The sequence below is a fragment of the Pseudomonas sp. S3(2024) genome, from assembly GCF_036861315.1.
GTDB lineage: Bacteria > Pseudomonadota > Gammaproteobacteria > Pseudomonadales > Pseudomonadaceae > Aquipseudomonas > Aquipseudomonas putida_A.
Map to the genome: position 1 here is coordinate 1 of NZ_JAZAQQ010000013.1, position 23,584 is coordinate 23,584.

General features: G+C 60.8%; 20 protein-coding genes. 10 read left to right on the plus strand and 10 right to left on the minus strand.

All coding sequences use genetic code 11. The features are described 5' to 3' along the window. Window positions 1-125 precede the first annotated feature (125 nt). The 4 genes from VLA07_RS24335 to VLA07_RS24350 form a co-directional block, all read right to left on the minus strand. A complete protein-coding gene (locus VLA07_RS24335) occupies window positions 126-1,097 on the minus strand; it encodes a FecR domain-containing protein (protein ID WP_027610677.1) in 972 nt (323 codons plus the stop codon). Next, window positions 1,094-1,612 carry an RNA polymerase sigma factor gene (locus VLA07_RS24340; protein WP_333992082.1) on the minus strand — a complete coding sequence of 173 codons (519 nt, stop codon included), beginning with the start codon at window positions 1,610-1,612 and terminating at the stop codon, window positions 1,094-1,096. Before VLA07_RS24340 ends, VLA07_RS24335 begins: the two co-directional genes overlap by 4 nt. 207 nt (window positions 1,613-1,819) lie before the next feature. After that, on the minus strand, window positions 1,820-2,527 hold the full coding sequence (locus VLA07_RS24345; RefSeq protein WP_333991975.1) for a 3'-5' exonuclease: 708 nt from the start codon (window positions 2,525-2,527) through the stop codon (window positions 1,820-1,822). Next, a complete protein-coding gene (locus VLA07_RS24350) occupies window positions 2,524-4,458 on the minus strand; it encodes a putative nucleotidyltransferase substrate binding domain-containing protein (protein WP_333991978.1) in 1,935 nt (644 codons plus the stop codon). The genes VLA07_RS24345 and VLA07_RS24350 overlap by 4 nt, the downstream gene beginning before the upstream one ends. A 259-nt stretch (window positions 4,459-4,717) precedes the next feature. Between VLA07_RS24350 and VLA07_RS24355 the strand changes: the two genes are divergently transcribed. Then, complete coding sequence (locus tag VLA07_RS24355; protein ID WP_047596467.1) at window positions 4,718-5,164, plus strand: response regulator; 447 nt, start codon at window positions 4,718-4,720, stop codon at window positions 5,162-5,164. A 199-nt stretch (window positions 5,165-5,363) separates the two neighbouring features. Here the strand turns inward: VLA07_RS24355 and VLA07_RS24360 are convergent, their stop codons facing one another. Next, window positions 5,364-7,541 (minus strand): malate synthase G, encoded by a 2,178-nt coding sequence (locus VLA07_RS24360; protein ID WP_333991980.1) that lies wholly within the window; start codon window positions 7,539-7,541, stop codon window positions 5,364-5,366. Between the two features lie 607 nt (window positions 7,542-8,148). Between VLA07_RS24360 and VLA07_RS24365 the strand changes: the two genes are divergently transcribed. Then, window positions 8,149-8,667, plus strand: a complete 519-nt coding sequence (locus VLA07_RS24365) for a glycine cleavage system protein R (RefSeq protein ID WP_333991982.1) — start codon at window positions 8,149-8,151, stop codon at window positions 8,665-8,667. A gap of 223 nt (window positions 8,668-8,890) precedes the next feature. Here the strand turns inward: VLA07_RS24365 and rarD are convergent, their stop codons facing one another. From rarD to VLA07_RS24390, 5 genes are all read right to left on the minus strand, one after another. Next, a complete protein-coding gene (gene rarD, locus VLA07_RS24370) occupies window positions 8,891-9,778 on the minus strand; it encodes an EamA family transporter RarD (RefSeq protein ID WP_333991983.1) in 888 nt (295 codons plus the stop codon). 204 nt (window positions 9,779-9,982) lie between these two features. Next, entirely contained in the window at window positions 9,983-10,957 is a 975-nt protein-coding gene (locus tag VLA07_RS24375) for a serine/threonine protein kinase (protein WP_027610685.1), read from the minus strand. Between the two features lie 166 nt (window positions 10,958-11,123). Then, complete coding sequence (locus VLA07_RS24380; RefSeq protein WP_333991986.1) at window positions 11,124-13,025, minus strand: PhoX family protein; 1,902 nt, start codon at window positions 13,023-13,025, stop codon at window positions 11,124-11,126. A 70-nt stretch (window positions 13,026-13,095) separates the two neighbouring features. Next, complete coding sequence (locus VLA07_RS24385) at window positions 13,096-13,860, minus strand: TOBE domain-containing protein (RefSeq protein ID WP_333991987.1); 765 nt, start codon at window positions 13,858-13,860, stop codon at window positions 13,096-13,098. A gap of 187 nt (window positions 13,861-14,047) precedes the next feature. Next, window positions 14,048-14,782, minus strand: coding sequence for a ComF family protein (locus tag VLA07_RS24390; protein WP_333991989.1), 735 nt, complete (start codon window positions 14,780-14,782; stop codon window positions 14,048-14,050). A 91-nt stretch (window positions 14,783-14,873) separates the two neighbouring features. Here VLA07_RS24390 and bioB point away from each other — a divergent pair, with 91 nt between their 5' ends. The 8 genes from bioB (at window position 14,874) to VLA07_RS24430 (ending at window position 23,443) form a co-directional block, all read left to right on the plus strand. Beyond that, entirely contained in the window at window positions 14,874-15,929 is a 1,056-nt protein-coding gene (gene bioB, locus VLA07_RS24395; protein ID WP_027610689.1) for a biotin synthase BioB, read from the plus strand. 159 nt (window positions 15,930-16,088) lie between these two features. Beyond that, window positions 16,089-17,267, plus strand: coding sequence for an 8-amino-7-oxononanoate synthase (bioF, locus tag VLA07_RS24400; protein ID WP_333991991.1), 1,179 nt, complete (start codon window positions 16,089-16,091; stop codon window positions 17,265-17,267). Continuing rightward, entirely contained in the window at window positions 17,260-17,991 is a 732-nt protein-coding gene (locus VLA07_RS24405; protein WP_333991992.1) for an alpha/beta fold hydrolase, read from the plus strand. Before bioF ends, VLA07_RS24405 begins: the two co-directional genes overlap by 8 nt. Further along, window positions 17,984-18,796: a malonyl-ACP O-methyltransferase BioC gene (gene bioC, locus VLA07_RS24410; RefSeq protein ID WP_115986034.1), complete on the plus strand. Its 813-nt coding sequence runs from the start codon at window positions 17,984-17,986 to the stop codon at window positions 18,794-18,796. The genes VLA07_RS24405 and bioC overlap by 8 nt, the downstream gene beginning before the upstream one ends. Further along, window positions 18,793-19,473 carry a dethiobiotin synthase gene (bioD, locus tag VLA07_RS24415; protein WP_333991995.1) on the plus strand — a complete coding sequence of 227 codons (681 nt, stop codon included), beginning with the start codon at window positions 18,793-18,795 and terminating at the stop codon, window positions 19,471-19,473. The genes bioC and bioD overlap by 4 nt, the downstream gene beginning before the upstream one ends. A gap of 109 nt (window positions 19,474-19,582) precedes the next feature. Beyond that, window positions 19,583-19,879: a hypothetical protein gene (locus VLA07_RS24420; protein WP_003228898.1), complete on the plus strand. Its 297-nt coding sequence runs from the start codon at window positions 19,583-19,585 to the stop codon at window positions 19,877-19,879. Window positions 19,880-20,155: 276 nt separating this feature from the next. Further along, complete coding sequence (locus VLA07_RS24425; protein ID WP_027610694.1) at window positions 20,156-21,961, plus strand: phenylacyl-CoA dehydrogenase; 1,806 nt, start codon at window positions 20,156-20,158, stop codon at window positions 21,959-21,961. 192 nt (window positions 21,962-22,153) lie between these two features. Further along, window positions 22,154-23,443, plus strand: a complete 1,290-nt coding sequence (locus VLA07_RS24430) for a GGDEF domain-containing protein (protein WP_098965935.1) — start codon at window positions 22,154-22,156, stop codon at window positions 23,441-23,443. Window positions 23,444-23,584: the final 141 nt, after the last annotated feature.

The following is a 23,584-nucleotide window of genomic DNA, read 5'->3' on the forward strand; positions in this document are numbered from 1 at the left end:
GCCTCGAACCAATTGCCGCCTGCGCTGTTTGAGCAGCAGGCGGCCTAATACTCCTACGGAGTGGTTTAAAAAAACTGAACCACTACAGCCTGCTCGCGATAGCTATTTCCCTGACAACGAATTTTTTAAGGCTTGGTATCAGCCTTCGCCACCGTGACCCAATACGGTGTATGCCGCTCGATCTGCACCGGCAGGGTCGGCAGCAGCGCACTCAAGGCCTTGTCGGTGTCGTGCAGCGGGAAACTGCCGGTGATGCGCAGGTCAGCGACTTCCGGCGCGACGCCCAGATGCCCTCGGCGATAACGACCCAGTTCATGCACCAGGTCTTCCAGTCGCGCGTTGTCCACCACCAGCATGCCGCGGGTCCAGGCATCGGCGCCGGGCGTGAGCGCGGCGACCGTGTCGAGGCCGTCATTGCGGATCAGCACTTGCTGGCCTTCGCGCAGGATCTGCTCTTCAGGATGACTTTGCGGATGCGCCGCCACCGCCGACTGCAACACGCTCAAGCGTGTGCCTTGGTCTTCACGCTTGACCAGAAACCGCGTGCCCAACGCGCGCATGCTGCCTTCGCGGGTTTCGACAATGAACGGCCGCGCATCGCCATGGCCGGTCTCGACCATGATCTCGCCTGCCTGCAACACGATCAGCCGCTGCCTGGCATCGAAACGCACATCCACCGCGCTGTGGGTGTTGAGATTGAGCACGGTGCCATCGGCCAGCCGCACCGTGCGCTGCTCACCGGTGGCGGTGCGTTGATCGGCGAGCCAGTAATCCAGCGGCAAGTAGCGATCACCGGCAAACAACGCCAGACCGACGAGCGCCACCACGCTGGCCAATCCGCTGCCGAGCTTGCGCACACGGCGTCGAATGCCTTCGCGCGATTGCAGCAAGGCTGCGCGGGCCGGGCCGTTGGCGACGCTGAAGCGCTGATCGAGCATGCCCAGTTGGCGCCAGGCGCGGGCGTGTTCTTCATGGGCCGCGTGCCACTTGGCGAACTCTTCGCGCTCCAGCGGACTGCCGGAATCCAGCGACAACTGCCAGGCAATCGCCGCGTCCAGCACCTGAGCCGAGACCGGTTTGGAACTGGCCGGATTCATGTCGGCTCACCGTACAGGGCGATATAGCACTGGCGAATGCCTTGCGCGAGGTACTGCCGCACGCGGGGCACTGAGACGCCAAGCTTCTCGGCGATTTCGGCGTGGCCGAGGCCGTCGAGGCGGTTATACATAAAAGCGGCGCGGGCCTTGGTCGACAGTTTGCCGAGCAGGCGGTCGATGGCCTTGAGGTCTTCGAGGATCAGTTGCTGTTCTTCCACCGAAGGCTGTTCGCCTTCGGGGATCAGCATCAATTCGGCGAGATAGGCCTGCTCCAGCGCGGCGCGGCGGAAGTAATCGAACAACAGGCCCTTGGCGATCGCCACCAGAAACGCCCGGGGTTCGCGCGGCGTCAGCAGTTGCTCGCGACCGAGCAGACGGACGAAGGTGTCCTGGCTCAGGTCTTCGGCCCGTTGCGGGCAAGCCACATTGCGCCGCAACCAGCTCAGCAGCCAACCGCGATGGTCGCGATACAACGCACCGACGAGTTCACTGTGAGGGCTTGGGACTGACGACACCAGACGCACCGATTGGGAAATGTTAACCAACGAGAATTGTTCGCGATTCTCGCAGAGGTGGGAATGGTTAGCAATTGGCCACTGGTCGGGTGGTATGAGCAAGACCGCATCATCGTTCTTCGCGAGCAAGCCCGCTCCCACAGGGGGAATGCATTCCATTGTGGGAGCGGGCTTGCTCGCGAAGAGGCCAGTACCGGCACCGAAAATCTAGAAGGACGGCGCCTGCTGTCGGCGTTTCCATTGACTCAAGCGCTGCTGCAGATTCAGCGGACTATGAATCTGCTGCTGCCGCGCCCGGCTGAACAGAATCAACGCCAGCTCTGCCGTGGCCAGCGCATCGGCACTCGCGTTATGCCGCTCGAACACCTCAAGCCTGAACCAGTCGATCCATTCATCCAGGCCGGCCTCGCGAATATTCGCCTGTGGGCACAACAACGGCGCCATGTCCGCGACATCCAGAAACACGTTATGCAGCTTGTAACCCAAGTGTTCTTTCAATGCGCGCCCGAGCATGTGCTGATCGAAGGGCGCATGAAACGCCAGCACCGGGCTGTCGCCGATGAACTCCAAGAGCTCCAGCAACGCCTCGGCCGGGTCGCTGCCGGCGGCAATCGCATTCGGCCCCAGGCCATGAATCAACACGCTCGGGCTGAGTTTCAGCTCCCGACATTGCAGGGTACGCTCGAACTGCTGGCTGAAGTCGATTGCGCCGTCTTCGATCACCACCGCGCCGATCGACAGCACGCGATCCTTGTTCAGGTTCAACCCGGTGGTTTCCAGATCGAGCACCACCCAACGCTGCTCGCGCAGGCTGCATTCTTTCAGTTCGCTGATCGCCGGCAGTTTTGCCAGACGTTGTTGCAGGTCTGCCGACAGCAGAGGGCTGGCCGGCCGCAGCCACGAGAACAGGCTCATAGCTGATACCGCAGAGCCAGGCTGCTCTGCAGGCGCTGGGCCTGGCGCAGGGATTCACGCAGGATGCGCCGGTCCAGATGATTGAGGCTGTCCGGGTCGACCCGGTTCGACCAGGGCTGATTCTCACGGGTCTGGATCTGGTGTTGCTGCATGCGCGTCTGCTGGATGAAGTGGTAAGCCTCTTCATATGCCGCGCCGTCGAGCCGTTCGATGACTTCTTTCTCGACCAGCTGACGCAGGCGCTCCAGAGTGTTGTTGGTTTCGATGCCATGCGCCAGCGCCAACAGGCGTGCGCCGTCGACGAAGGGCGTCAGGCCCTGAACCTTGAGGTCGAGGGTGGCTTTCTCGCCGTTTTTGCGCGCCAGCACAAACTCGCGGAAACGCCCCACTGGCGGACGATTGCGCAGGGCGTTCTCGGCCAGCATGCGCTGGAACAAACGGTTGTCGCCGACCTGATCGAGAATCCCCCGGCGCAGTTGCGCGCAGCCTTTCTCGTCGCCCCACACCACCCGCAGGTCGAAATAGATACTCGAACCGAGCAGGTTCTCCGGTGTCGCCTCGCGGATAAATGCTGCAAAGCGCCGCGCCCATTCTGCTCGGGACAGGCACAGCTCAGGGTTGCCGGCCATGATGTTGCCCTTGCACAGGCTGAAGCCGCACTGCGCCAGGCTCTGGTTGATCTGCTGGGCGATCGGCAGCAGCTTGCCGCGAATCTCCGCCGCATGCGCCGCGTCCCGCGCTTCGAACAGAATGCCGTTGTCCTGATCGGTGTGCAGCGTCTGTTCGCGCCGGCCCTCGCTGCCGAAACACAGCCAGCTGAACGGCACGCCGGGGTCGCCTTTTTCGGCGAGGGTCAGTTCGATCACCCGGCACACGGTGTGATCGTTCAGCAGGGTGATGATGTGGGTGATCTGCGTCGAGGACGCACCGTGGGCGAGCATGCGTTCGACCAGTTGGCCGATCTCGCCGCGCAGGCTCACCAGTTGCTCAAGGCGCTGGGCACTGCGGATGGTCCGGGCCAGATGCACCAGATCGACCCTTTGCAGCGAGAACAGATCACGCTCGGAAACCACGCCACACAGGCGCTGATCCTTGACCAGACAGACGTGGGCGATGTGCCGTTCGGTCATGGCAATCGCCGCGTCAAAGGCGCTGTGATCCGGCGACAGGAAGAACGGCGAACAGGTCATGTGGCGCTCGATGGTTTCGCTGAAATCACCGCTGCCATTGGCGACCACTTCGCGCAGATCACGCAGGGTGAAAATCCCCAGCGGCGCCTTGTGTTCATCCACCGCGACGATGCTGCCGACCTGTTGCTCGTGCATCAGCTTCACCGCTTCGCGCAGTGGCGTGTCCGGACTGCAGGTGACCGGATGGCGCATCGCTAATTCGCCGAGGCGGGTGTTGAGCGAATACTGGGTGCCGAGGGTTTCCACGGCTTTTTGCTGGACTTGCTGGTTGACCTGATCGAGCAGGCTGCTGACCCCGCGCAAAGCGAAATCGCGGAAGCTGTTGGACAGGGCGAACAGCTTGATGAACGCCGGTTTGTTCAGTTGCAGGCAGAAGGTGTCTTCGCTGGCCAGATGCTCAGTGCGGGTCGCCCGTTCGCCAATCAGCGCAGCCAACGGGAAGCATTCGCCGGTGGTGATCTCGAAGGTGGTTTCGGTGCCGGGCCGGGTGATGTGCTGGCGTTCGCCGACCACTCGGCCCTGTTTGACGATGTAGAAATATTCGACCGGCCCGTCGGCGGGCTTGATGATGCTTTCGCCCTGGCCATAGAAGCGCAGCTGACATTGTTCCACCAGAAAAGCCAGGTGGGCGTGTTCCATCTGATTGAAGGGCGGGAAGCGCTGGAGGAATTGCAGGGTGCCCTGAATGTTCTGCAACACCGCGGTTTTCCCTGCCTGGGTGAAGGCGTCCGCTTTACTCATAACCATTACCGCAGTCTTTTTTGAATTGTTGTTGTCGGATCGTTGCAGCCATGGTCGGCCCCTGCGCGCGGGGTGCCCATTGGACGTAAGTCTAGGTTTGAGCTGCCGCTCGGCACATTTGGGAAGTGCCCTACAAAAACAGTCGGAAATTCCTCCGCCAGCCACTTGGAAAAAAATCCGACGAAGTGCACATTGAAGCTCTGCTTAGCGATGTCTGACGACTGTGCCAGGTGACTGAATTGAAAACGTAGAGAATGCCATGTCCGACCACGATATTTTGAGCGACGCCGAGCGTGAAGCGCTCAGCGCAGTAATGCTCGAACCCGACTTGCCGCCGCAGCGTGTACTGATCGTCGATGACGACAAGGACGCGCGGGAGCTGTTGTCGGAGATACTCGCGTTGGATGGCATTCGTTGCATGACCGCGGCCAGCGGTGAAACCGCGCTGAAGATGCTCGACGAAAAACCTTCGATCGGGCTGGTGATCACTGATTTGCGTATGGGCAATGTCGGTGGGCTGGATTTGATTCGGCAGGTGCGTGAGTCGGAGCGGGCGGCGTTGCCGATCATCATTGTTTCGGGCGATGCCGATGTGAAAGACGCCATCGCCGCGATGCACCTGAGCGTGGTGGATTTTCTGCTCAAGCCGATTGATACGGCCAAGTTGCTGGGCCTGGTCAAACACGAATTGGGCATCGAGCCCTGACTCTCAAGCGACACCGCCCCCCCTGTGGGAGCGGGCTTGCTCGCGAATGCGTCCTTTCTGTCGAAATTAATGTTGAATGTGAGTCCGTCTTCGCGAGCAAGCCCGCTCCCACAATGGATCTCCAGTGGTCCGGAGATTTTTATCGGCCAACAAAAAAGCCCTGATCTCTCGACCAGGGCTTTTTCACAGCAGCGCAAACTTACAGGCCGTTGGCCTTCTTGAACTCGCGACGACGACGGTGCAACACCGGCTCGGTGTAGCCGTTCGGCTGTTTGGTGCCTTCGATCACCAGTTCGACCGCCGCCTGGAAGGCGATGTTGCTGTCGAAGTTCGGTGCCAGCGGACGGTACAGGGGGTCGTTGGCGTTTTGCCGGTCGACCACTGGCGCCATGCGCTTGAGGCTTTCCATCACTTGCGCTTCGGTGACGATACCGTGGCGCAGCCAGTTGGCGATGTGCTGGCTGGAGATGCGCAGCGTCGCACGGTCTTCCATCAGGCCGACGTCATTGATGTCCGGCACTTTCGAACAACCCACGCCCTGGTCGATCCAGCGCACCACGTAACCGAGAATGCCCTGGGCGTTGTTGTCCAGTTCGTTCTTGATCTGCTCCGGGGTCCAGCTCGGGTTGACCGCCAGCGGAATGGTCAGGATGTCGTCCACCGAAGCACGGGCACGCTTGGCCAGTTCGGCCTGACGGGCGAACACGTCGACCTTGTGGTAATGCAGCGCGTGCAGCGCAGCCGCAGTCGGCGACGGTACCCAGGCGGTGTTGGCGCCGGCCAGCGGGTGAGCGATTTTCTGTTCGAGCATCGCTGCCATCAGGTCGGGCATCGCCCACATGCCTTTACCGATTTGCGCACGACCTTGCAGGCCGGTGCTCAGACCGATATCGACGTTCCAGTTTTCGTAGGCGCCGATCCACTTTTCGGCCTTCATGTCGGCCTTGCGCACCATCGGGCCGGCTTCCATGGAGGTGTGGATTTCGTCGCCGGTACGGTCGAGGAAACCGGTGTTGATGAACACCACGCGCTCACTGGCCGCCTTGATGCAGGCCTTGAGGTTGACCGTGGTGCGGCGCTCCTCGTCCATGATCCCGACTTTCAGGGTGTTGCGCTTGAGGCCCAGCACATCTTCGATGCGACCGAACAACTCGTTGGTGAACGCCGCTTCTTCCGGGCCGTGCATCTTCGGTTTGACGATGTAGACCGAGCCGGTGCGAGTGTTCTTGCGCGAGGTGTTGCCGTTGAGGTTGTGCATCGCCGCCAGACAGGTCACCAAACCGTCGAGTATGCCTTCCGGCACTTCGTTGCCGTCCTTGTCCAGGATCGCGTCGATGGTCATCAGGTGACCGACGTTACGCACGAACAGCAGCGAGCGACCGTGCAGGGTCAGTTCACTGCCATCGACCTTGGTGTAGGTGCGATCCGGATTCATGGTGCGGGTGAAGGTCTGGCCGCCCTTGGCGACTTCTTCGGACAGGTCGCCCTTCATCAGGCCGAGCCAGTTGCGGTAGATCACCACTTTGTCGTCGGCATCGACGGCAGCCACGGAGTCTTCGCAGTCCATGATGGTGGTCAGTGCCGCTTCCATCAGGATGTCTTTGACGCCGGCGGCATCGGTCTGGCCGACCGGGGTGCTGGCGTCGATCTGGATTTCGAAATGCAGGCCGTGGTTCTTCAGCAGGATCGCGATCGGGGCATTGGCGTCGCCCTGAAAGCCGACCAACTGAGCATCGTCACGCAGGCCGGTGTTGCTGCCGCCCTTGAGGGAGACCAGCAGTTTGCCGTCAGCGATCTTGTAACCGGTGGAATCGACATGGGAGCCAGCGGCCAATGGCGCCGCTTCGTCGAGGAACGCACGGGCGAAGGCGATGACCTTGTCGCCACGCACCTTGTTGTAGCCTTTGCCTTTTTCTGCGCCACCGTCTTCGCTGATCGCGTCGGTGCCGTAGAGGGCGTCGTACAGCGAACCCCAGCGGGCGTTCGAGGCGTTGAGGGCGAAGCGGGCGTTCATCACCGGCACCACGAGTTGCGGGCCGGCGGTGCGGGCGATTTCATCATCGACGTTTTGCGTCGTTGCCTGGAAATCAGCCGCTTCTGGCAGCAGATAACCGATTTCTTGCAGGAAGGCTTTGTAAGCCACGGCGTCGTGCGCCTGGCCGGCATGTTCCTGGTGCCAGGCATCAAGGCGAGCCTGGAAGTCATCGCGTTTGGCGAGTAGGGCTTTGTTCTTCGGCGCCAGGTCATGAATGACCTTGTCGGCACCTTCCCAGAATTTTTCGGCGGTGAGGCCGGTACCGGGAATGGCTTCGTTGTTCACGAAGTCGAACAGGACTTTGGCGACCTGCAGGCCACCGACTTGAACGTGTTCAGTCATTGCTTGCCTCACTCTGCTCAGCTATTTCGCTTTTCAGCTCTTCAATTTTGACAATGAAGCCTCTGGCCATTTAAACCACAAACCTTCCGACCAGTACATGCCATTGCTGGCGGCTGGGCTGGGACCAATCAACGGCTTGGGGGCCTTGCTGACGGGGCTTTCAGGGTTGCGAACATGCCTTGGGCAGACATCGATCCAGCGTTATGTAGTGCGCGCCGAGGCATACTACATGATGCGTTGCGCTTGTGAAAATCAGACTAATAACGTCGTTCTGCGACCTCATGACGCATTGCGGTCACATCGCGGAACGGGATGTTCTCAAAAAACCATCGGATTGTTCCAGCTAAATATAAAAAGTTGTACACATAAATACTGTGTGGCTTCCATTCAGCTTCGATGAGCCCGCGTTTGTGGCGAGGGAGCTTGCTCCCGCTCGGGTGCGAAGCATCCGCGAAAGATATTACTGACTGAAGAGGGCGTCCTGCGGCCGCCAGCGGGAGCAAGCTCCCTCGCCACAAGTGTTGTTCACTTGAGCATGGCGGCTGAATGTCGGTGCTTGCCTATACTTGCCTTTCTATAACAAAAGTCATGACAAGAGGGCGGCGCCATGGACCATCTCGTACTCACTGTGTTTGCTCCGGACAAGCCCGGGCAGGTCGAGCGCATCGCCCAATGCATCGCCGAGCACGGCGGCAACTGGCTGGAAAGCCGCATGTCACGGATGGCCGGGCAGTTCGCCGGGATTCTGCGGGTGGGCGTGCCGGCGGAGGCTTACGACGAATTAGTCGATTCCTTACAAGCACTGTCGGTCCAAGGCATTCGCGTGCTGATCGCCGAGAGTGGCATCGAGCAGTCCTGCACCTGGAAACCGATCGCCATGGAGTTGGTGGGCAATGACCGCCCGGGCATCGTGCGCGACATCACCCGTTTGCTGAGTGAGCAGGGGGTGAACCTCGAGCGGCTGGTGACCGAAGTGCGCCCGGCACCGATGAGCAGCGAGCCGTTATTCCACGCCGAAGCGATTCTGGCGGTGCCGCTGACCCTGTCGCTGGATGTGCTGCAATCGCGCCTGGAAACCCTGGCCGATGATCTGATGGTCGAACTGGTGTTACGCACAGATCTTTAAGCGCCGTCGAGGTTATCCAGTTTTAACGTGCACCTGCCTGTGGATAACCTGTAGAGACCGGGCGCAACGCCACGTCTGCCGTGGCTTGCAGCATGCTGATCAAAAAACCGCCAGCATTCAGTGACTTGCGCACAAACGGCGGGGATCACGCTGTGGATAACCTTGGGAAGGAACGTTGCAGGCCACGAGAACCGTGGCCTGCGAAGCTTTGTGCGTTTTTTGATCAACTGCGCCGACGCAAACTGATCACCGCATCGACGCTGTAAACGGCCAGACCGGCCCAGATGAAGATGAACGCGATTAGCGTGCTCGACGACAAGTGCTCACCAAACAACAGCACCGCCTGCAGCAGCACCAGGGTTGGCGCGGTGTACTGGAGGAAACCGATGGTGGTGTAGGACAGATGACGGGTGGCAGCGTTGAAACACACCAGCGGGATGAGCGTCACAGGACCCGCCGCGACCAGCCACCAGGCTTGCGAGGTGGTCCAGAACTCCGGTTGTGCGCTGGTGGCGGTCTGGTTGAACAACAACCAGGCCACGGCAATTGGCACCAGCATCCAGGTTTCCACCACCAGCCCCGGCAAGGCCTTGACCGGCGCCTGTTTGCGGATCAAGCCGTAAAAGCCGAAGGTCAGCGCCAGCACCAGCGAGACCCACGGCAGACTGCCGACCTGCCACACCTGCTGCGCCACGCCAACGGCCGCCAGCCCCACCGCGATCCACTGCATGCGCCGCAGGCGTTCGCCGAGAATCAGCATCCCCAGCAGCACGTTGACCAGCGGGTTGATGTAGTAACCGAGGCTCGCTTCGAGCATGCGCCCGTTGTTCACCGACCATACGTAGGTCAGCCAGTTGGCCGCGATCAGGGTGCCGCTCAGGGCGAGGATCGCCAGACGCTTGGGGTTGTCGAGCAACTCGCGTAACCAGCCCGGATGCTTCCACACCATCAGCAACAGTGCGCCGAACAGCGCCGACCACAACACGCGGTGAATGATGATCTCGACAGCAGGGACTTCGGCGATGGCCTTGAAGTAGATCGGGAACAGGCCCCAGATGATGTAGGCACTCAGGCCCAGAATGTACCCGCGACGCGGGTTGGCGGCTTGCATGCAGAATCCTTGCTTAGGCAGCTGACAAAGCAGGGATTGTAAGGAGATTTGTCGACGAATGCCTGAGCTGATTGGTCAGAAAAGTGTGAACACAGAACCCTGTAGGAGTGAGCCTGCTCGCGATAGCGGTCTGACATTCAACATTTACGTCGACTGATAAAACGCTATCGCGAGCAGGCTCACTCCTACAGAGGCGGTGGTGGGTCAGAACAGTTTCAGGGGTTCTTCGTTAAGCGCCGACAACTGTTCACGCAGCGCCAGCACCTGATCGCCCCAATACCGTTCCGTACCAAACCACGGAAAGCTGTGCGGGAACGCCGGGTCGTCCCAGCGTCGTGCCAGCCAGGCGCTGTAGTGCATCAGGCGCAGGGCGCGCAGCGGTTCGATCAGCGCCAGTTCGCGGGGATCGAAGTCATGGAATTCGTTGTAGCCGTCCATCAGCTCCGACAGTTGGCCGAGGCATTCCTGACGGTCGCCGGCGAGCATCATCCAGATGTCCTGCACGGCCGGGCCCATGCGGCAGTCGTCGAGGTCGACAATGTGGAACATTTCATCGCGGCACATCATGTTGCCGGGGTGACAGTCTCCATGCATGCGGATGTTCTGGTGCGGCGTGGCGGCGTAGACGTCTTCGACCCGCTTGAGCAGGTCGCGGGCCACTGACTCGTAGGCCGGCAGCAGGCTCTTGGGGATGAAATTGCCTTCAAGCAACGTCGCCAGCGAGGCGTGGCCGAAGTTCTGTACGCCCAGTGCTTCACGGTGTTCGAACGGCTTGGTCGCGCCGACCGCATGAATCCGCCCGAGCAACTGGCCGAGACGATACAACTGATCGAGATTGCCCGGCTCCGGCGCACGGCCGCCGCGACGCGGAAACAGGGTGAAACGGAAACCGGCGTGTTCGTGCAGGGTCTGGCCGTTGTGGATCAGCGGCGCCACCACCGGGATTTCGACGTCGGCCAGTTCGAAGGTGAACTGGTGTTCTTCGAGAATGGCTTCGTTGGTCCAGCGTTGCGGACGGTAGAACTTGGCGATCAGCGGTTCGGAGTCTTCGATGCCGACCTGATAGACGCGGTTCTCGTAGCTGTTGAGCGCCAGAATGCGCGCATCACTGAGAAACCCGATGCTTTCGACGGCATCGAGTACGAGATCGGGTGTGAGGGTTTCAAACGGGTGGGCCATGCTGACTCCTGCGCGCAGCAGGCTGCCGCGTCCGGCCCAGCATGGTAGCGCAGATGGCAGCGGGGGAGTTGGTTGGTGTCTGTGCTGACGCCATCGCGAGCAGGCTCACTCCTACAGTTGGAACGCATTTCCTTGTAGGAGTGAGCCTGCTCGCGATGAGGGCCAATCAGGCGCCGACGATCCCGCCATCCTCACGGGTAATCGCCATCACCGAAGAGCGTGGCTTGCCATTGGGCAGATGCTCGGGGAAGGTCGAACCACCGTTTTCGCCTGGATGTTGAATCCCGACAAACAGGGTTTTCTGATCCGGCGAAAAACTGATCCCGGTCACTTCACAGCCAATCGGCCCGACCATGAAGCGACGAATCTCGCCGGTCTTCGGATCGGCACAGAGCATCTGGTTGTTGCCCATCCCGGCAAAGTCCCCGGCGTTGCTCGAATCGCCATCTGTGAGAATCCACAAGCGCCCGGCCTTGTCGAAGCCCAAACCGTCCGGGCTGTTGAACATGTTCTGCGGGGTGATGTTCGACGAGCCGCCCTTCGGCGTGCCGGCGTGTACACCCGGGTTGCCGGCGACCACAAAGAGATCCCAGGCAAACGTCTTCGACGCGTGATCGTCGCGGTCGGTGCGCCAGCGCAGGATTTGCCCGTAGACGTTCTTCTCGCGCGGGTTCGGCCCGCCGACCGGCTGCCCGTCTTCGCCGCGCTTGGCGTTGTTGGTCAGGGTGCAATAAACCTGGCCGTCCTTCGGGCTGACCACGATCCATTCGGGGCGGTCCATGCGCGTGGCGCCGACCACACTGGCGGCGAGGCGGGCGTGGATCAGCACTTCGGCCTGATCGGCGAAACCGCTGCTGGCGTCGATGCCGTTCTTGCCGTGAGTCAGTTCGATCCACTGGCCCTGGCCTTTCGGGTGATCCGGGTTGCCGTCACCGGCGTCGAACTTCGCCACGTAAAGGGTGCCGTGGTCGAGGATGTCGCGGTTGGCTTTCGCATTGCGATGGTTGATGCGGTCGCGACTGACAAACTTGTAGATGAACTCGCCACGCTCGTCGTCGCCCATGTAAACCACGGCGCGACCGTCATCGGTCTCGGCCAGTGCGGCGTTTTCGTGCTTGAAGCGGCCGAGGGCGGTGCGCTTGACCGGGGTCGATTGCGGATCGAACGGATCGATCTCGACCACCCAGCCGTGACGGTTGAGTTCGTTGGGATTTTTGGCCATGTCGAAACGCGGGTCGAACGGGTGCCAGTTGATCTCACGGCTGGCGGCTGACACGCCGTAGCGCTTCTGCGCCGGGTCGAACTGCTGCTGAGCGTTGCTGCTGCCGAAACAGTCGGTGAAGTTCTCTTCACAGGTCAGGTAGGTGCCCCACGGCGTCTTGCCGTTGGCGCAGTTCTGAAAGGTGCCGAGGACTTTTTTGCCGTGCTTGTCGGCGGCCGTCTTCATCAGCTCATGACCAGCCGCCGGGCCACTGATGCGCAGCGGCGAGTTGCCGTGGATGCGGCGGTTGTAGCGCGAGCCCTGGACGAACTGCCATTGGCCGTTCCTGCGCTGCACTTCGATCACCGACACACCTTCACAGGCCAGCGCCTTGCGCACGTCTTCGGCCGACTGCGGCATGCCGCCGTGCGGGTAGAGGTAGCGATAATTGGTGTATTCGTTGTTGATCGCCATCAACGCACGGTTTCGGTCGTCGGGGAATTCGAACAGGCTCATGCCGTCGTTGTTGTCGCCGAATTGCACTTCCTGGGCGGCGGCGGTGCCATTGCCGCTCGGGTCGAACGCCGGGCCGTTCTTGTGCAATGGCTGACCCCAACTGATCAGCACCGATGATTTGTAGCCCTTGGGCAGGCTGATGACGTCGGTGGTCGCGGCGGGAATGCTCTCGAAACCGAGCAGGCGGCTGTTGCCGGCGCTGATGCCGGTGGCCAGCGCGCTGCGGCTCAGCAGGTTGCCGCCGAGGAACATGACGGCGCCGCACAGTGCCCCGGCGCTGATGAAACCGCGACGGCTGAGGCCGACCATTTTTTCCAGATCAGTCGATTGGTTTTCTTCTAATAGGCTCACATCAGGCTCCCTGCTTGGTTTTGGCAGCCACCTTAATGAGCGTCGATTACGCTTTCGTTGCAGCGCCTGATTACAGCGGCGTGCCGATCAGCACATTGGACGGCGAGAACTGCACCTGCACCGGGTGCTCGACACTCAGCCCGCGGGTGCGAAGTTGCAGCGGCTCCGCCAGAGCGCAGAGCGTCTGGCCGTTGGGCAGGGCGATGCGCACTTCGCTGGGGCCGTCCTCGGCATCGAGAATGGCTTCGATGGTGCCGCTCAGAAGATTGTGTCCAGATGTTGCAACTTGCTCCGGGGGCAGTAGTTCAAGCCAGCCAGCCTTGATCAAGGCCACCACTTCAGTGCCCGGTTGCAGTTCCAGGTGCACGGTGCTGTCGTGGGTGATCTGCGCGTTGATCCACAGGCCTTCGGCCAGTTCGAGGCGAATCAGGTCGTTGCGGCCCTGACCCTCGATGGCCACGACTTTGCCGTGCAGCTGGTTGCGCGCGCTGGTTCTGAGCATCAATCGCCCGAGCAGATCCAGATCGCTGGCGTCCTCAGCGGCCTCCAGCACCTGTGCCTGTAAAGCTTGCAGCTTTTGATACAGACGCAACACCCGTTCGCCTTCGCTGGACAATCTGGCGCCGCCGCCGCCCTTGCCGCCGACCGCACGTTCCACCAGCGGTTTCTGCGCCAGGTTGTTCAGCTCATCGATCGCATCCCAAGCGGCCTTGTAACTCAGCCCGGCGCTTTTTGCGGCGCGGGTGATCGAGCCCTGTTCGGCAATGTGTTGCAGCAGGGCGATGCGCTGCGGACGGCGGACGATGTGCTGGGAGAGCAGGGTGGGCAGGGACATGGATGGGTGCTTTTTCACGGTGGCGGTGGAGAGTGAAGTTGGCGGCTTGCGACGCATCAGTCAAGCCAAACACAGTGCTCTTGTAGGAGTGAGCCTGCTCGCGATGGCGGTGGAACAGTCAGCATCAATGTTGGCAGTAATTGCGCTATCGCGAGCAGGCTCACTCCTACAAGGGATTGTGTCGGTTTCAGTTTCCGGGTTTTGGCGTGCGGGCCAGACAATAGACGTCGACTCTTGCAGCGCCCGCATCCCGCAGCAGTCGCGCCAGTGCCTGGGCCGTGGCGCCGGTGGTCAGCACGTCATCAATCAACGCGAAGTGCCGACCTTTCACCTTTGCGTCAGGGGCCAGGGCGAAGGCGTAACGCAAATTGCGCTTGCGCGCCTTGGCGTCGAGATCCTGCTGGGCGCTGGTGTCGTGGATCCGCCGCAGAGCATGTTCCTCAAAAGGCAGATCCAGCTGTTGGCTCAACCATCGGCCCAGCATCGCCGCTTGATTGAACCCGCGTTGACGCAGACGTTTGCTCGCCAGTGGCACCGGCAGCAACACGTCGGGTCGTGGCAATCCCTCATCGAAGCGATGTTGCAGGTACTGTCCGGCAACATCGGCGAGCAAGTGGCCAAACGGCCATTTCGCGTTGTGTTTAAAACGCGTAATCAAACTGTCCACCGGGAAGTCATAGCGCCACGGCACGACTACCTGTTCGAACGCCGGCGGCTCTAGCAGGCATCCGCCGCAGGTCAGGCCAGCGCTGGGCAGCGGCAAGGCGCAGGTCTGGCAATGGTCGCCGAGCCAGGGCAGATCGGTTTCGCAGGCGACGCAGATTGGCACTTCTGCTTCTGCGGGTTCATCGCACAACAAACAGCTTTGTACGTTTTTTAAACAGATGTAAACCTGTGCTTCGTCTCGTGGTTGACAGTGCATGACTCTTCCTTAAATATGCCGAACATCCGTGTCGCGCCTGTGGGTATTCCGTTCCCACAGCCGCCAGCCAAGCATAACCAAGGAACTGCCCATGAGCGCCAGCACCTCTGCCACCCTGCGTCACGACTGGTCTTTAGCCGAAGTCAAAGCGCTCTTCGTACAGCCATTCAACGACTTGCTGTTCCAGGCGCAGACGGTGCACCGTGCACATTTCAACGCCAATCGCGTGCAGGTTTCCACGCTGCTGTCGATCAAGACCGGTGCCTGCCCGGAAGACTGCAAGTACTGCCCACAGTCCGGTCACTACAACACCGGCCTGGAAAAAGAAAAGCTGATGGAAGTGCAGAAAGTCCTCGAAGAGGCTGCCCGCGCCAAGGCCATCGGCTCGACCCGTTTCTGCATGGGGGCCGCGTGGAAGCACCCGTCGGCCAAAGACATGCCGTATGTGCTGAAGATGGTCGAAGGCGTGAAAGCCATGGGTCTGGAAACCTGCATGACTCTCGGTCGTCTCGATCAGGAACAAACCGAAGCGCTGGCCAAGGCTGGCCTCGATTACTACAACCACAACCTCGACACCTCGCCTGAGTTCTACGGCAGCATCATCACCACCCGCACCTACAGCGAACGCTTGCAGACGCTGGCCTACGTGCGTGAGTCGGGGATGAAGATCTGCTCCGGCGGCATTCTCGGCATGGGCGAGTCGCTGGACGACCGCGCCAACCTGCTGATCCAGTTGGCCAACCTGCCGGAGCATCCGGAATCGGTGCCGATCAACATGCTGGTGAAAGTCGCCGGCACGCCGCTGGAAAACGCCGATGACGTCGATCCGTTCGACTTCATCCGCATGCTCGCCGTGGCGCGCATCCTCATGCCGCAATCCCATGTGCGCCTGTCCGCCGGCCGCGAAGCGATGAACGAGCAGATGCAGGCGTTGGCGTTCTTCGCCGGTGCCAACTCGATTTTCTACGGCGACAAACTGCTGACCACCGCCAACCCGCAGGCCGACAAGGACATGCAACTGTTCGCGCGCCTGGGCATTCAGCCTGAAGCGCGCGAAGAGCATGCCGATGAAGTGCATCAGGCCGCGATCGAGCAGGCGCTGGTGGAGCAGAAGAGCAGCGAGCAGTTCTATAACGCGGCGGTCTAAACCTGCGCGGATTTCTCTGAAGGAATGCAAAACCCCTGTGGGAGCGGGCTTGCTCGCGAAAGCGTCAGTGCAGTCGACATTACCGTTGAATGTCAGACCGCCTTCGCGAGCAAGCCCGCTCCCACAGGGAATCTGTGTCACTTGAAAGTCGAGGCCTGCATGTCTTTCGATCTCGCCGCACGCCTTGCTGCCCGCCGTGCCGAAAATCTCTACCGCCAGCGTCCGTTGCTCGAGTCCCCGCAAGGGCCTGAAGTGGTGGTCGACGGCCAGCCGTTGCTGGCGTTCTGCAACAACGACTATCTCGGACTGGCCAATCACCCGCAGGTGATCGAAGCCTGGCGCGCCGGTGCCGAGCGCTGGGGCGTCGGTGGCGGAGCGTCGCATCTGGTGATCGGCCACAGCGGCGCGCATCACGCACTGGAAGAAGCACTGGCTGACCTCACCGGCCGGCCGCGTGCGTTGCTGTTCACCACTGGCTACATGGCCAACCTCGGTGCGGTCACGGCACTGGTCGGGCAGGGCGATACGGTGCTGGAAGATCGCCTTAACCACGCGTCGTTGCTCGATGCTGGTCTGTTGTCCGGCGCGCGTTTCAATCGTTATCTGCACAATGACACCGACAGCCTGGCCAAGCGCCTGGAGAAAGCCACCGGCAACACGCTGGTGGTCACCGACGGCGTGTTCAGCATGGACGGCGATCTCGCCGATCTGCCAGCGCTGGCACGCGAGGCCAAGGCCAAAGGCGCGTGGCTGATGGTTGATGATGCCCATGGCTTCGGCCCGCTCGGTGCCAATGGCGGCGGGATCGTCGAGCATTTCGGCTTGAGTCAGGACGATGTGCCGGTGCTGGTCGGCACCCTCGGCAAGGCGTTCGGCACCGCCGGTGCGTTTGTCGCCGGCAGTGAAGAGCTGATCGAAAGCCTGATCCAGTTCGCCCGGCCCTACATCTACACCACCAGCCAGCCACCGGCGTTGGCCTGTGCGACGCTGAAAAGTCTGGAATTACTGCGCAGCGAGCATTGGCGACGTGAGCACCTTAACCTGCTGATCCGCCAATTTCGTCGAGGGGCCGAGCAGATCGGTCTGCAGCTGATGGACAGCTTCACCCCGATCCAGCCGATCCTGATCGGCGACGCCGGTCGCGCCGTGCGCCTGTCGCAGATGCTGCGCGAACGCGGCTTGATGGTCACGGCAATCCGTCCGCCTACCGTCCCGGCAGGAAGTGCACGCCTGCGCGTGACCCTGACCGCCGCTCACAGCGAAGCGCAGGTGCAGCTATTGTTAGAAGGACTGGCCGATTGCTTTGCCCAACTGCCGCCGGAGCCAAGCCATGCGTGATCGCCTGATTCTGCTGCCCGGCTGGGGCCTCGGTGTTTCGCCGCTGGAGCCTCTGGCCGCCGCTTTGCAAGGGCTTGACGAGCATCTGCATGTCGAGATCGAGCCGTTGCCGCAGCTCGATTCCAGCGACTTGCGGGACTGGCTCGACGAACTCGATGAACGTATTCCTCAGGACGTTTGGCTGGGCGGTTGGTCGCTGGGCGGCATGCTTGCCTCTGAACTGGCAGCACGGCGCGGCGAGCGTTGCTGCGGGCTGCTGACGCTGGCGAGCAATCCTTCATTTGTCGCCCATGAGCATTGGCCGAGTGCGATGCCGGGCGAGACGTTCGATGCATTTCTCGCCAGCTGCCAGACCGACCCGCGGATGACCCTCAAACGGTTCTCGTTGTTGTGTGCCCAAGGCGCGCAAGACCCGCGCGGCATGTCGCGGCTGCTGCTCGGCGGTGCGCCGAATGCGGCGGCCGAGATCTTGATGGCCGGGCTGGAATTGCTCGCACAGCTGGATACCCGGGAAGCGTTGCAGGCGTTTCGCGGCCCGCAATTGCACCTGTTCGCCGGGCAGGACGGCCTGGTGCCTGCGGAAGCGGCGGGGGCGTTGTTTGCGCTGTTGCCGGATATCGAAATTGGTCTGATCGAACAGGCCAGTCATGCATTTCTTCTGGAAGACCCCCATGGCGTGGCGGGTGCGATCCAGGCTTTTCTACACGAGTGCGGTGATGACTGATTTGTCTCTTGTTGCGCTGCCTGGCGGCTTGCCTGACAAGCGCCAGGTCGCGGCCTCTTTCTCCCGTGCGGCGGCCAGCTACGACAGCGTTGCCGAGTTGCAGCGCGACGTCGGTTCACAGTTGCTGCAGCGTTTGCCGGCAAGTTTTCTGCCGTCAACCTGGCTGGATCTGGGCTGCGGCACCGGCTATTTCACTCGCGCATTGGCCGAGCGATATGTCGAAGGTCAGGGGCTGGCGCTGGATATCGCCGAGGGCATGCTCAATCACGCACGACCATTGGGCGGCGCGCAGCACTTCATCGCGGGTGATGCGGAACGTCTGCCGTTGCAGGATTCAACCTGTGAGCTGATCTTTTCCAGCCTTGCGGTGCAGTGGTGTGCGGACTTCGAATCGGTGCTCAGTGAGGCTTTTCGCGTACTGAAACCCGGTGGGATTTTTGCGTTTGCTAGTCTTTGTGTAGGGACGTTGTACGAGTTGCGCGACAGCTGGCGGCAGGTCGATGGTCTGGTGCACGTCAACCGCTTCCGCGAATTCGCCCGGTATGAGCAGTTGTGTGCCGAAAGTGGCTTGCGTACGGTGAGTCTGCAGAATCAGGCGCATGTGTTGCACTACCCGGATGTGCGCAGCCTGACTCACGAACTCAAGGCACTCGGCGCGCACAATCTGAACCCCGGTCGGCCGGGTGGCTTGACCGGACGCGCGCGGATTCTCGGTCTGGTCGAGGCTTACGAGCAGTTCCGTCAGGCACAGGGATTGCCGGCGACTTACCAGGTGGTCTACGCCGTGTTGGAGAAACCCTTATGAGCGCAGCCTATTTCATCACCGGGACTGACACCGATGTCGGCAAGACCACCGTGGCTGCCGGGTTGCTGCATGCTGCGCGCTCGGCAGGGCTGAGTACGGCGGCGGGAAAACCGGTTGCCTCGGGCTGCGAGGTCACCCCCAAGGGGTTGCGCAATGCCGATGCGCTGGCGTTGCTCGCCGAGTGTTCGGTGCCGCTGACTTATCAACAGGTCAATCCGGTGGCATTCGAGCCGGCCATCGCGCCGCATCTGGCAGCGCGTGAGGCCGGCGTCTCGCTGACTGTGCAATCGTTGCTGGCGCCGATGCGCGAAATTCTGGCGCTGAATGCCGATTTCACCTTGATCGAAGGGGCGGGTGGCTGGCGGGTGCCGTTGGCCGATCAGGACAATCTGTCGGATCTGGCCATCGCGTTGAAGCTGCCGGTGATTCTGGTGGTGGGTGTGCGCCTGGGCTGCATCAGTCATGCCTTGCTGACGGCCGAGGCGATTGCCCGCGATGGCCTGCAGCTGGCCGGTTGGGTGGCCAATATCATCGATCCGAAAACCTCGCGTCTGGAAGAGAATCTGGCGACGCTGGCCGAGCGGATTCCCGCGCCGTGTCTGGGGCGGGTACCGAAACTGAAGTCGCTTAGCGCCGAGGCGGTGGCTGATCATCTGCAACTCGATCTGCTGGATTAATGTTTTTGGCTATGACAAGGCACTGTGCCATCAGTATTTTTGACGGGTGTTTTTCTGGCGCCTCTGCTTCAATGGCAACCATTGATCCTTCCCAAGGATGAGAGCTCCCATGGAAATCTCCGGTAACACAGCTTTTTATGCGGGTTTGAGCACGATTCAGACCGGTCAGAACCGTGTCGATCAGGCGGCCAGCCAGATCGCCAACAACACCATCGAGCGTTCGGTCACCAGCCAGTCTTCCGAAGCGCAGGTCGATCGTCTGCGCGGTATCGACCGCAGTCAGCAAATGGATCCGGGCAGCGCCATGGCCGAAATGGCCCAGGGCAAGTTTCAGGTAGAGCTGGGCACCAAGGTCGCCAAGGCTTCCGATGAAATGCTCGGTACGATCATCGATACGTTTGCCTGACTTTTCGCGCCTCCTGCCTGCCGAACGCCGCGTCTTGTCGCGGCGTTTTTCGTTGTAAGTCCTTCTCTCTCAACTAATCTTTTTTCATTGCCCGTGACGCTTTGCAGTTCATGGCGGTTTGCCGTGTCCGGCATTTGAAAAAAGTCATGACGAACGGCAAAAGATCGACGCTTGACAAGATTTCGGCGTAAACGTATGTTTCAAACAACTGTTTGACCGTCACAACAAATCAACGCGGTCGTTCATTCCCGGTTACATCAGCAGAGGTTTATCGCTATGCCTGACTACAAGGCCCCCTTGCGTGATATTCGCTTCGTTCGTGACGAACTGCTCGGCTACGAAGCGCACTATCAGAGCCTTCCAGCTTGCTCCGAAGCAACGCCGGACATGGTTGACGCCATTCTTGAAGAAGGCGCCAAGTTTTGTGAGCAGGTACTGGCACCGCTGAACCGCGTGGGCGACCTTGAAGGCTGCACCTGGAGCGAGTCCGGTGTGAAAACCCCGACTGGCTTTAAAGAGGCCTACAAGCAATTCGTCGAAGGCGGCTGGCCAAGTCTGGCGCACGACGTCGAGCACGGCGGTCAAGGCCTTCCAGAGTCGCTGGGTCTGGCTGTGAGCGAAATGGTCGGTGAAGCCAACTGGTCGTGGGGCATGTACCCAGGCTTGTCGCACGGCGCGATGAACACCATCTCCGAGCACGGTACCCCTGAGCAGCAAGAAGCCTATTTGACCAAACTGGTTTCCGGCGAATGGACCGGCACCATGTGCCTGACCGAACCGCACTGCGGCACCGACCTGGGCATGCTGCGCACCAAGGCCGAGCCTCAGGCTGATGGCTCCTACAAGGTTTCCGGGACCAAGATCTTCATCTCGGCCGGTGAACACGACATGGCCGACAACATCGTCCACATCGTACTGGCCCGCCTGCCGGACGCTCCGGCTGGCACCAAAGGCATTTCCCTGTTCATCGTTCCAAAATTCCTGCCGAACGCCGATGGCACCCTCGGTGCGCGCAACGCAGTGAGCTGCGGTTCGCTGGAACACAAGATGGGCATCCACGGCAACGCCACTTGCGTGATGAACTTCGACGGTGCCACCGGTTTCCTGATCGGCCCGGCGAACAAAGGCCTGAACTGCATGTTCACCTTCATGAACACCGCACGTCTGGGTACCGCGCTGCAAGGTCTGGCCCACGCAGAGATCGGCTTCCAGGGTGGCCTGAAATACGCTCGCGATCGTCTGCAAATGCGCTCCCTGACTGGCCCTAAAGCGCCGGACAAGGCCGCTGACCCGATCATCGTGCACCCTGACGTACGTCGCATGCTGCTGACCATGAAGGCCTTCGCCGAAGGCAACCGTGCGATGGTGTACTTCACCGCCAAACAGGTCGACATCGTCAAATACGGCGTCGACGAAGAAGAGAAGAAGAAGGCCGACGCACTGCTGGCGTTCATGACGCCGATCGCCAAGGCGTTCATGACCGAAGTCGGTTTCGAAGCCGCCAACCACGGCGTGCAGATCTACGGTGGCCACGGCTTCATCGCCGAGTGGGGCATGGAGCAGAACGTTCGCGACAGCCGCATTTCGATGCTGTACGAAGGCACCACCGGTATCCAGGCACTCGACCTGCTGGGCCGTAAAGTGCTGATGACTCAAGGCGAGGCTCTGAAAGGCTTCACCAAGATCGTCCACAAGTTCTGCCAGAACAACGAAGGCAACGAAGCCGTCAAAGAGTTCGTTGCACCGCTGGCTGCACTGAACAAGGAATGGGGCGAGCTGACCATGAAGGTCGGTATGGCTGCCATGAAAGATCGCGAAGAAGTCGGCGCGGCCTCCGTGGACTACCTGATGTACTCCGGTTACGCCTGCCTGGCCTACTTCTGGGCCGACATGGCACGTCTGGCCGCCGAGAAGCTGGCAGAAGGCACCGGCGACGCCGCGTTCTACACCGCCAAGCTGCAAACCGCGCGCTTCTACTTCCAGCGAATCCTGCCACGTACCCGTACCCACGTGGCCACCATGCTGTCGGGCGCCAACAACCTGATGGACATGAAAGAAGAAGACTTCGCCCTGGGCTACTAAGCCTCAACGCGGTCTGACGAAAACCGCTGCTCCCTCGGGGGCAGCGGTTTTTTTGTTTCCGAATCGCTCAGAAACCCGGGTTTTCTGCCGTTAAAGAGACTGCGTGTGATCTGGATCACATTGTGTGTGCTTAACTGGCCACATTGCAGGCACAATGACATCTCTTTGATATGACGGGTCGGAGCTTTACCCTTGCCGCGTTCTTCCGCTGTACGTTTCAGCCATTTCCTACCTTCACTGCTGTTGTTGCTCGCGGGGTTGGCGGCTGCGTACGTCAAAGACCTCAACGTGTTCTTCACTTCGCTGTTCAACGTGTTGCCGACCCTGGTTCTGCTGTTGGGCGGCGCTTACTGTGCGGTTTACCGACGTCAGCGCGAGCTGTTTCTGATGCTCACGGTGTACATCGCCTACTTCTTGCTCGACACCCAGACCGACTATTACCGCGACAATGGCAAGGTGCGCGAAGACGCCGCCGTGGTGTTTCACCTGGTCTGTCTGCTGTTGCCGTTGCTGTTCGGGCTGTTCGCGGCGTGGCAGGAACGTACCCATCTGTTTCAGGACATGGTCGCGCGCTTCGCCGTGTTGCTGGCCTTTGGCAGTGTTGCTCTGGGGCTTGAACAAAGTTATCCGCAGGCGCTGCTGATGTGGCTCTCGGAAATCCGCTGGCCGGCGCTGCACGGCGCCTGGATGAGCCTGATCCAGATGTCCTATCCGGTATTCCTCTCGGCATTCCTGTTGCTGGCCTGGCAATACTGGCGCAATCCGCGTCCACTGCACGCGGCGCAGCTGGTCGGGTTGCTCGGGGTGTTCTGGATGCTGCCGAAAACTTTCATCCTGCCGTTCACCCTGAACATCATGTGCAGTCAGGTGATGCTGATGATTGCCGCTGCCGTGGCGCATGAGGCCTATCAAATGGCCTTCCGCGATGAACTCACCGGTCTGCCGGGGCGTCGTGCGCTCAATGAACGGATGCAGCGCCTGGGGCGCAACTATGTGCTGGCGATGAGCGACGTCGATCACTTCAAGAAATTCAACGACACCCACGGTCACGACGTCGGTGACCAAGTGCTACGGCTGGTCGCCAGCAAGCTGTCGAAAATCAGCGGTGGCGGTAGGGCATATCGCTATGGAGGTGAGGAATTCGCCTTGGTGTTTGCGGGCAAAACCCTCGAGGAGTGCATGCCGCACCTGGAGGTGATTCGCGAGTCGATTGCCTCCTACAACATCCAGTTGCGCAATCAGGAGAGCCGTCCGCAGGACGATCAGCAAGGTCGTCAGCGTCGTAGCGGCAGCGGTGCTTCCAGTGTCTCGGTCACGGTCAGTATCGGCGTCGCCGAGCGCGTCGAGCAACGGACGCCGGAAGAAGTCCTCAAGTCCGCCGACCAAGCGTTATACAGTGCCAAGGGCGCCGGGCGTAACTGCGTCATGGCGTTCGGACAGAACCGTCGCGGCGCGGTGCGAATGGACAGCGCCGCTGGCTGACTCAAGCCACACGTCATCACTCAAAAGCCCGCTGATTGCGGGCTTTGTTTTATCTCTGAATGCTGGTGACCAAAAATAACAAATCAGTCACCGGTTGACCCTATGTGTCGCAAAAGTTGTTGAGGTACACTCGGCCTCAAC

Coding starts and splice junctions, on each gene's coding strand:
- VLA07_RS24425 (WP_027610694.1), top strand. CDS start 20,156: ATGCCTGACTACAAGGCCCCCTTGCGTGATATTCGCTTCGTTCGTGAC.
- bioD (WP_333991995.1), top strand. CDS start 18,793: ATGAGCGCAGCCTATTTCATCACCGGGACTGACACCGATGTCGGCAAG.
- rarD (WP_333991983.1), bottom strand. CDS start 9,778: ATGCAAGCCGCCAACCCGCGTCGCGGGTACATTCTGGGCCTGAGTGCC.
- VLA07_RS24385 (WP_333991987.1), bottom strand. CDS start 13,860: ATGTCCCTGCCCACCCTGCTCTCCCAGCACATCGTCCGCCGTCCGCAG.
- VLA07_RS24345 (WP_333991975.1), bottom strand. CDS start 2,527: ATGAGCCTGTTCTCGTGGCTGCGGCCGGCCAGCCCTCTGCTGTCGGCA.
- bioC (WP_115986034.1), top strand. CDS start 17,984: ATGACTGATTTGTCTCTTGTTGCGCTGCCTGGCGGCTTGCCTGACAAG.
- bioB (WP_027610689.1), top strand. CDS start 14,874: ATGAGCGCCAGCACCTCTGCCACCCTGCGTCACGACTGGTCTTTAGCC.
- VLA07_RS24350 (WP_333991978.1), bottom strand. CDS start 4,458: ATGAGTAAAGCGGACGCCTTCACCCAGGCAGGGAAAACCGCGGTGTTG.
- VLA07_RS24420 (WP_003228898.1), top strand. CDS start 19,583: ATGGAAATCTCCGGTAACACAGCTTTTTATGCGGGTTTGAGCACGATT.
- VLA07_RS24375 (WP_027610685.1), bottom strand. CDS start 10,957: ATGGCCCACCCGTTTGAAACCCTCACACCCGATCTCGTACTCGATGCC.
- VLA07_RS24365 (WP_333991982.1), top strand. CDS start 8,149: ATGGACCATCTCGTACTCACTGTGTTTGCTCCGGACAAGCCCGGGCAG.
- VLA07_RS24335 (WP_027610677.1), bottom strand. CDS start 1,097: ATGAATCCGGCCAGTTCCAAACCGGTCTCGGCTCAGGTGCTGGACGCG.
- VLA07_RS24405 (WP_333991992.1), top strand. CDS start 17,260: ATGCGTGATCGCCTGATTCTGCTGCCCGGCTGGGGCCTCGGTGTTTCG.
- VLA07_RS24360 (WP_333991980.1), bottom strand. CDS start 7,541: ATGACTGAACACGTTCAAGTCGGTGGCCTGCAGGTCGCCAAAGTCCTG.
- bioF (WP_333991991.1), top strand. CDS start 16,089: ATGTCTTTCGATCTCGCCGCACGCCTTGCTGCCCGCCGTGCCGAAAAT.
- VLA07_RS24355 (WP_047596467.1), top strand. CDS start 4,718: ATGTCCGACCACGATATTTTGAGCGACGCCGAGCGTGAAGCGCTCAGC.
- VLA07_RS24390 (WP_333991989.1), bottom strand. CDS start 14,782: ATGCACTGTCAACCACGAGACGAAGCACAGGTTTACATCTGTTTAAAA.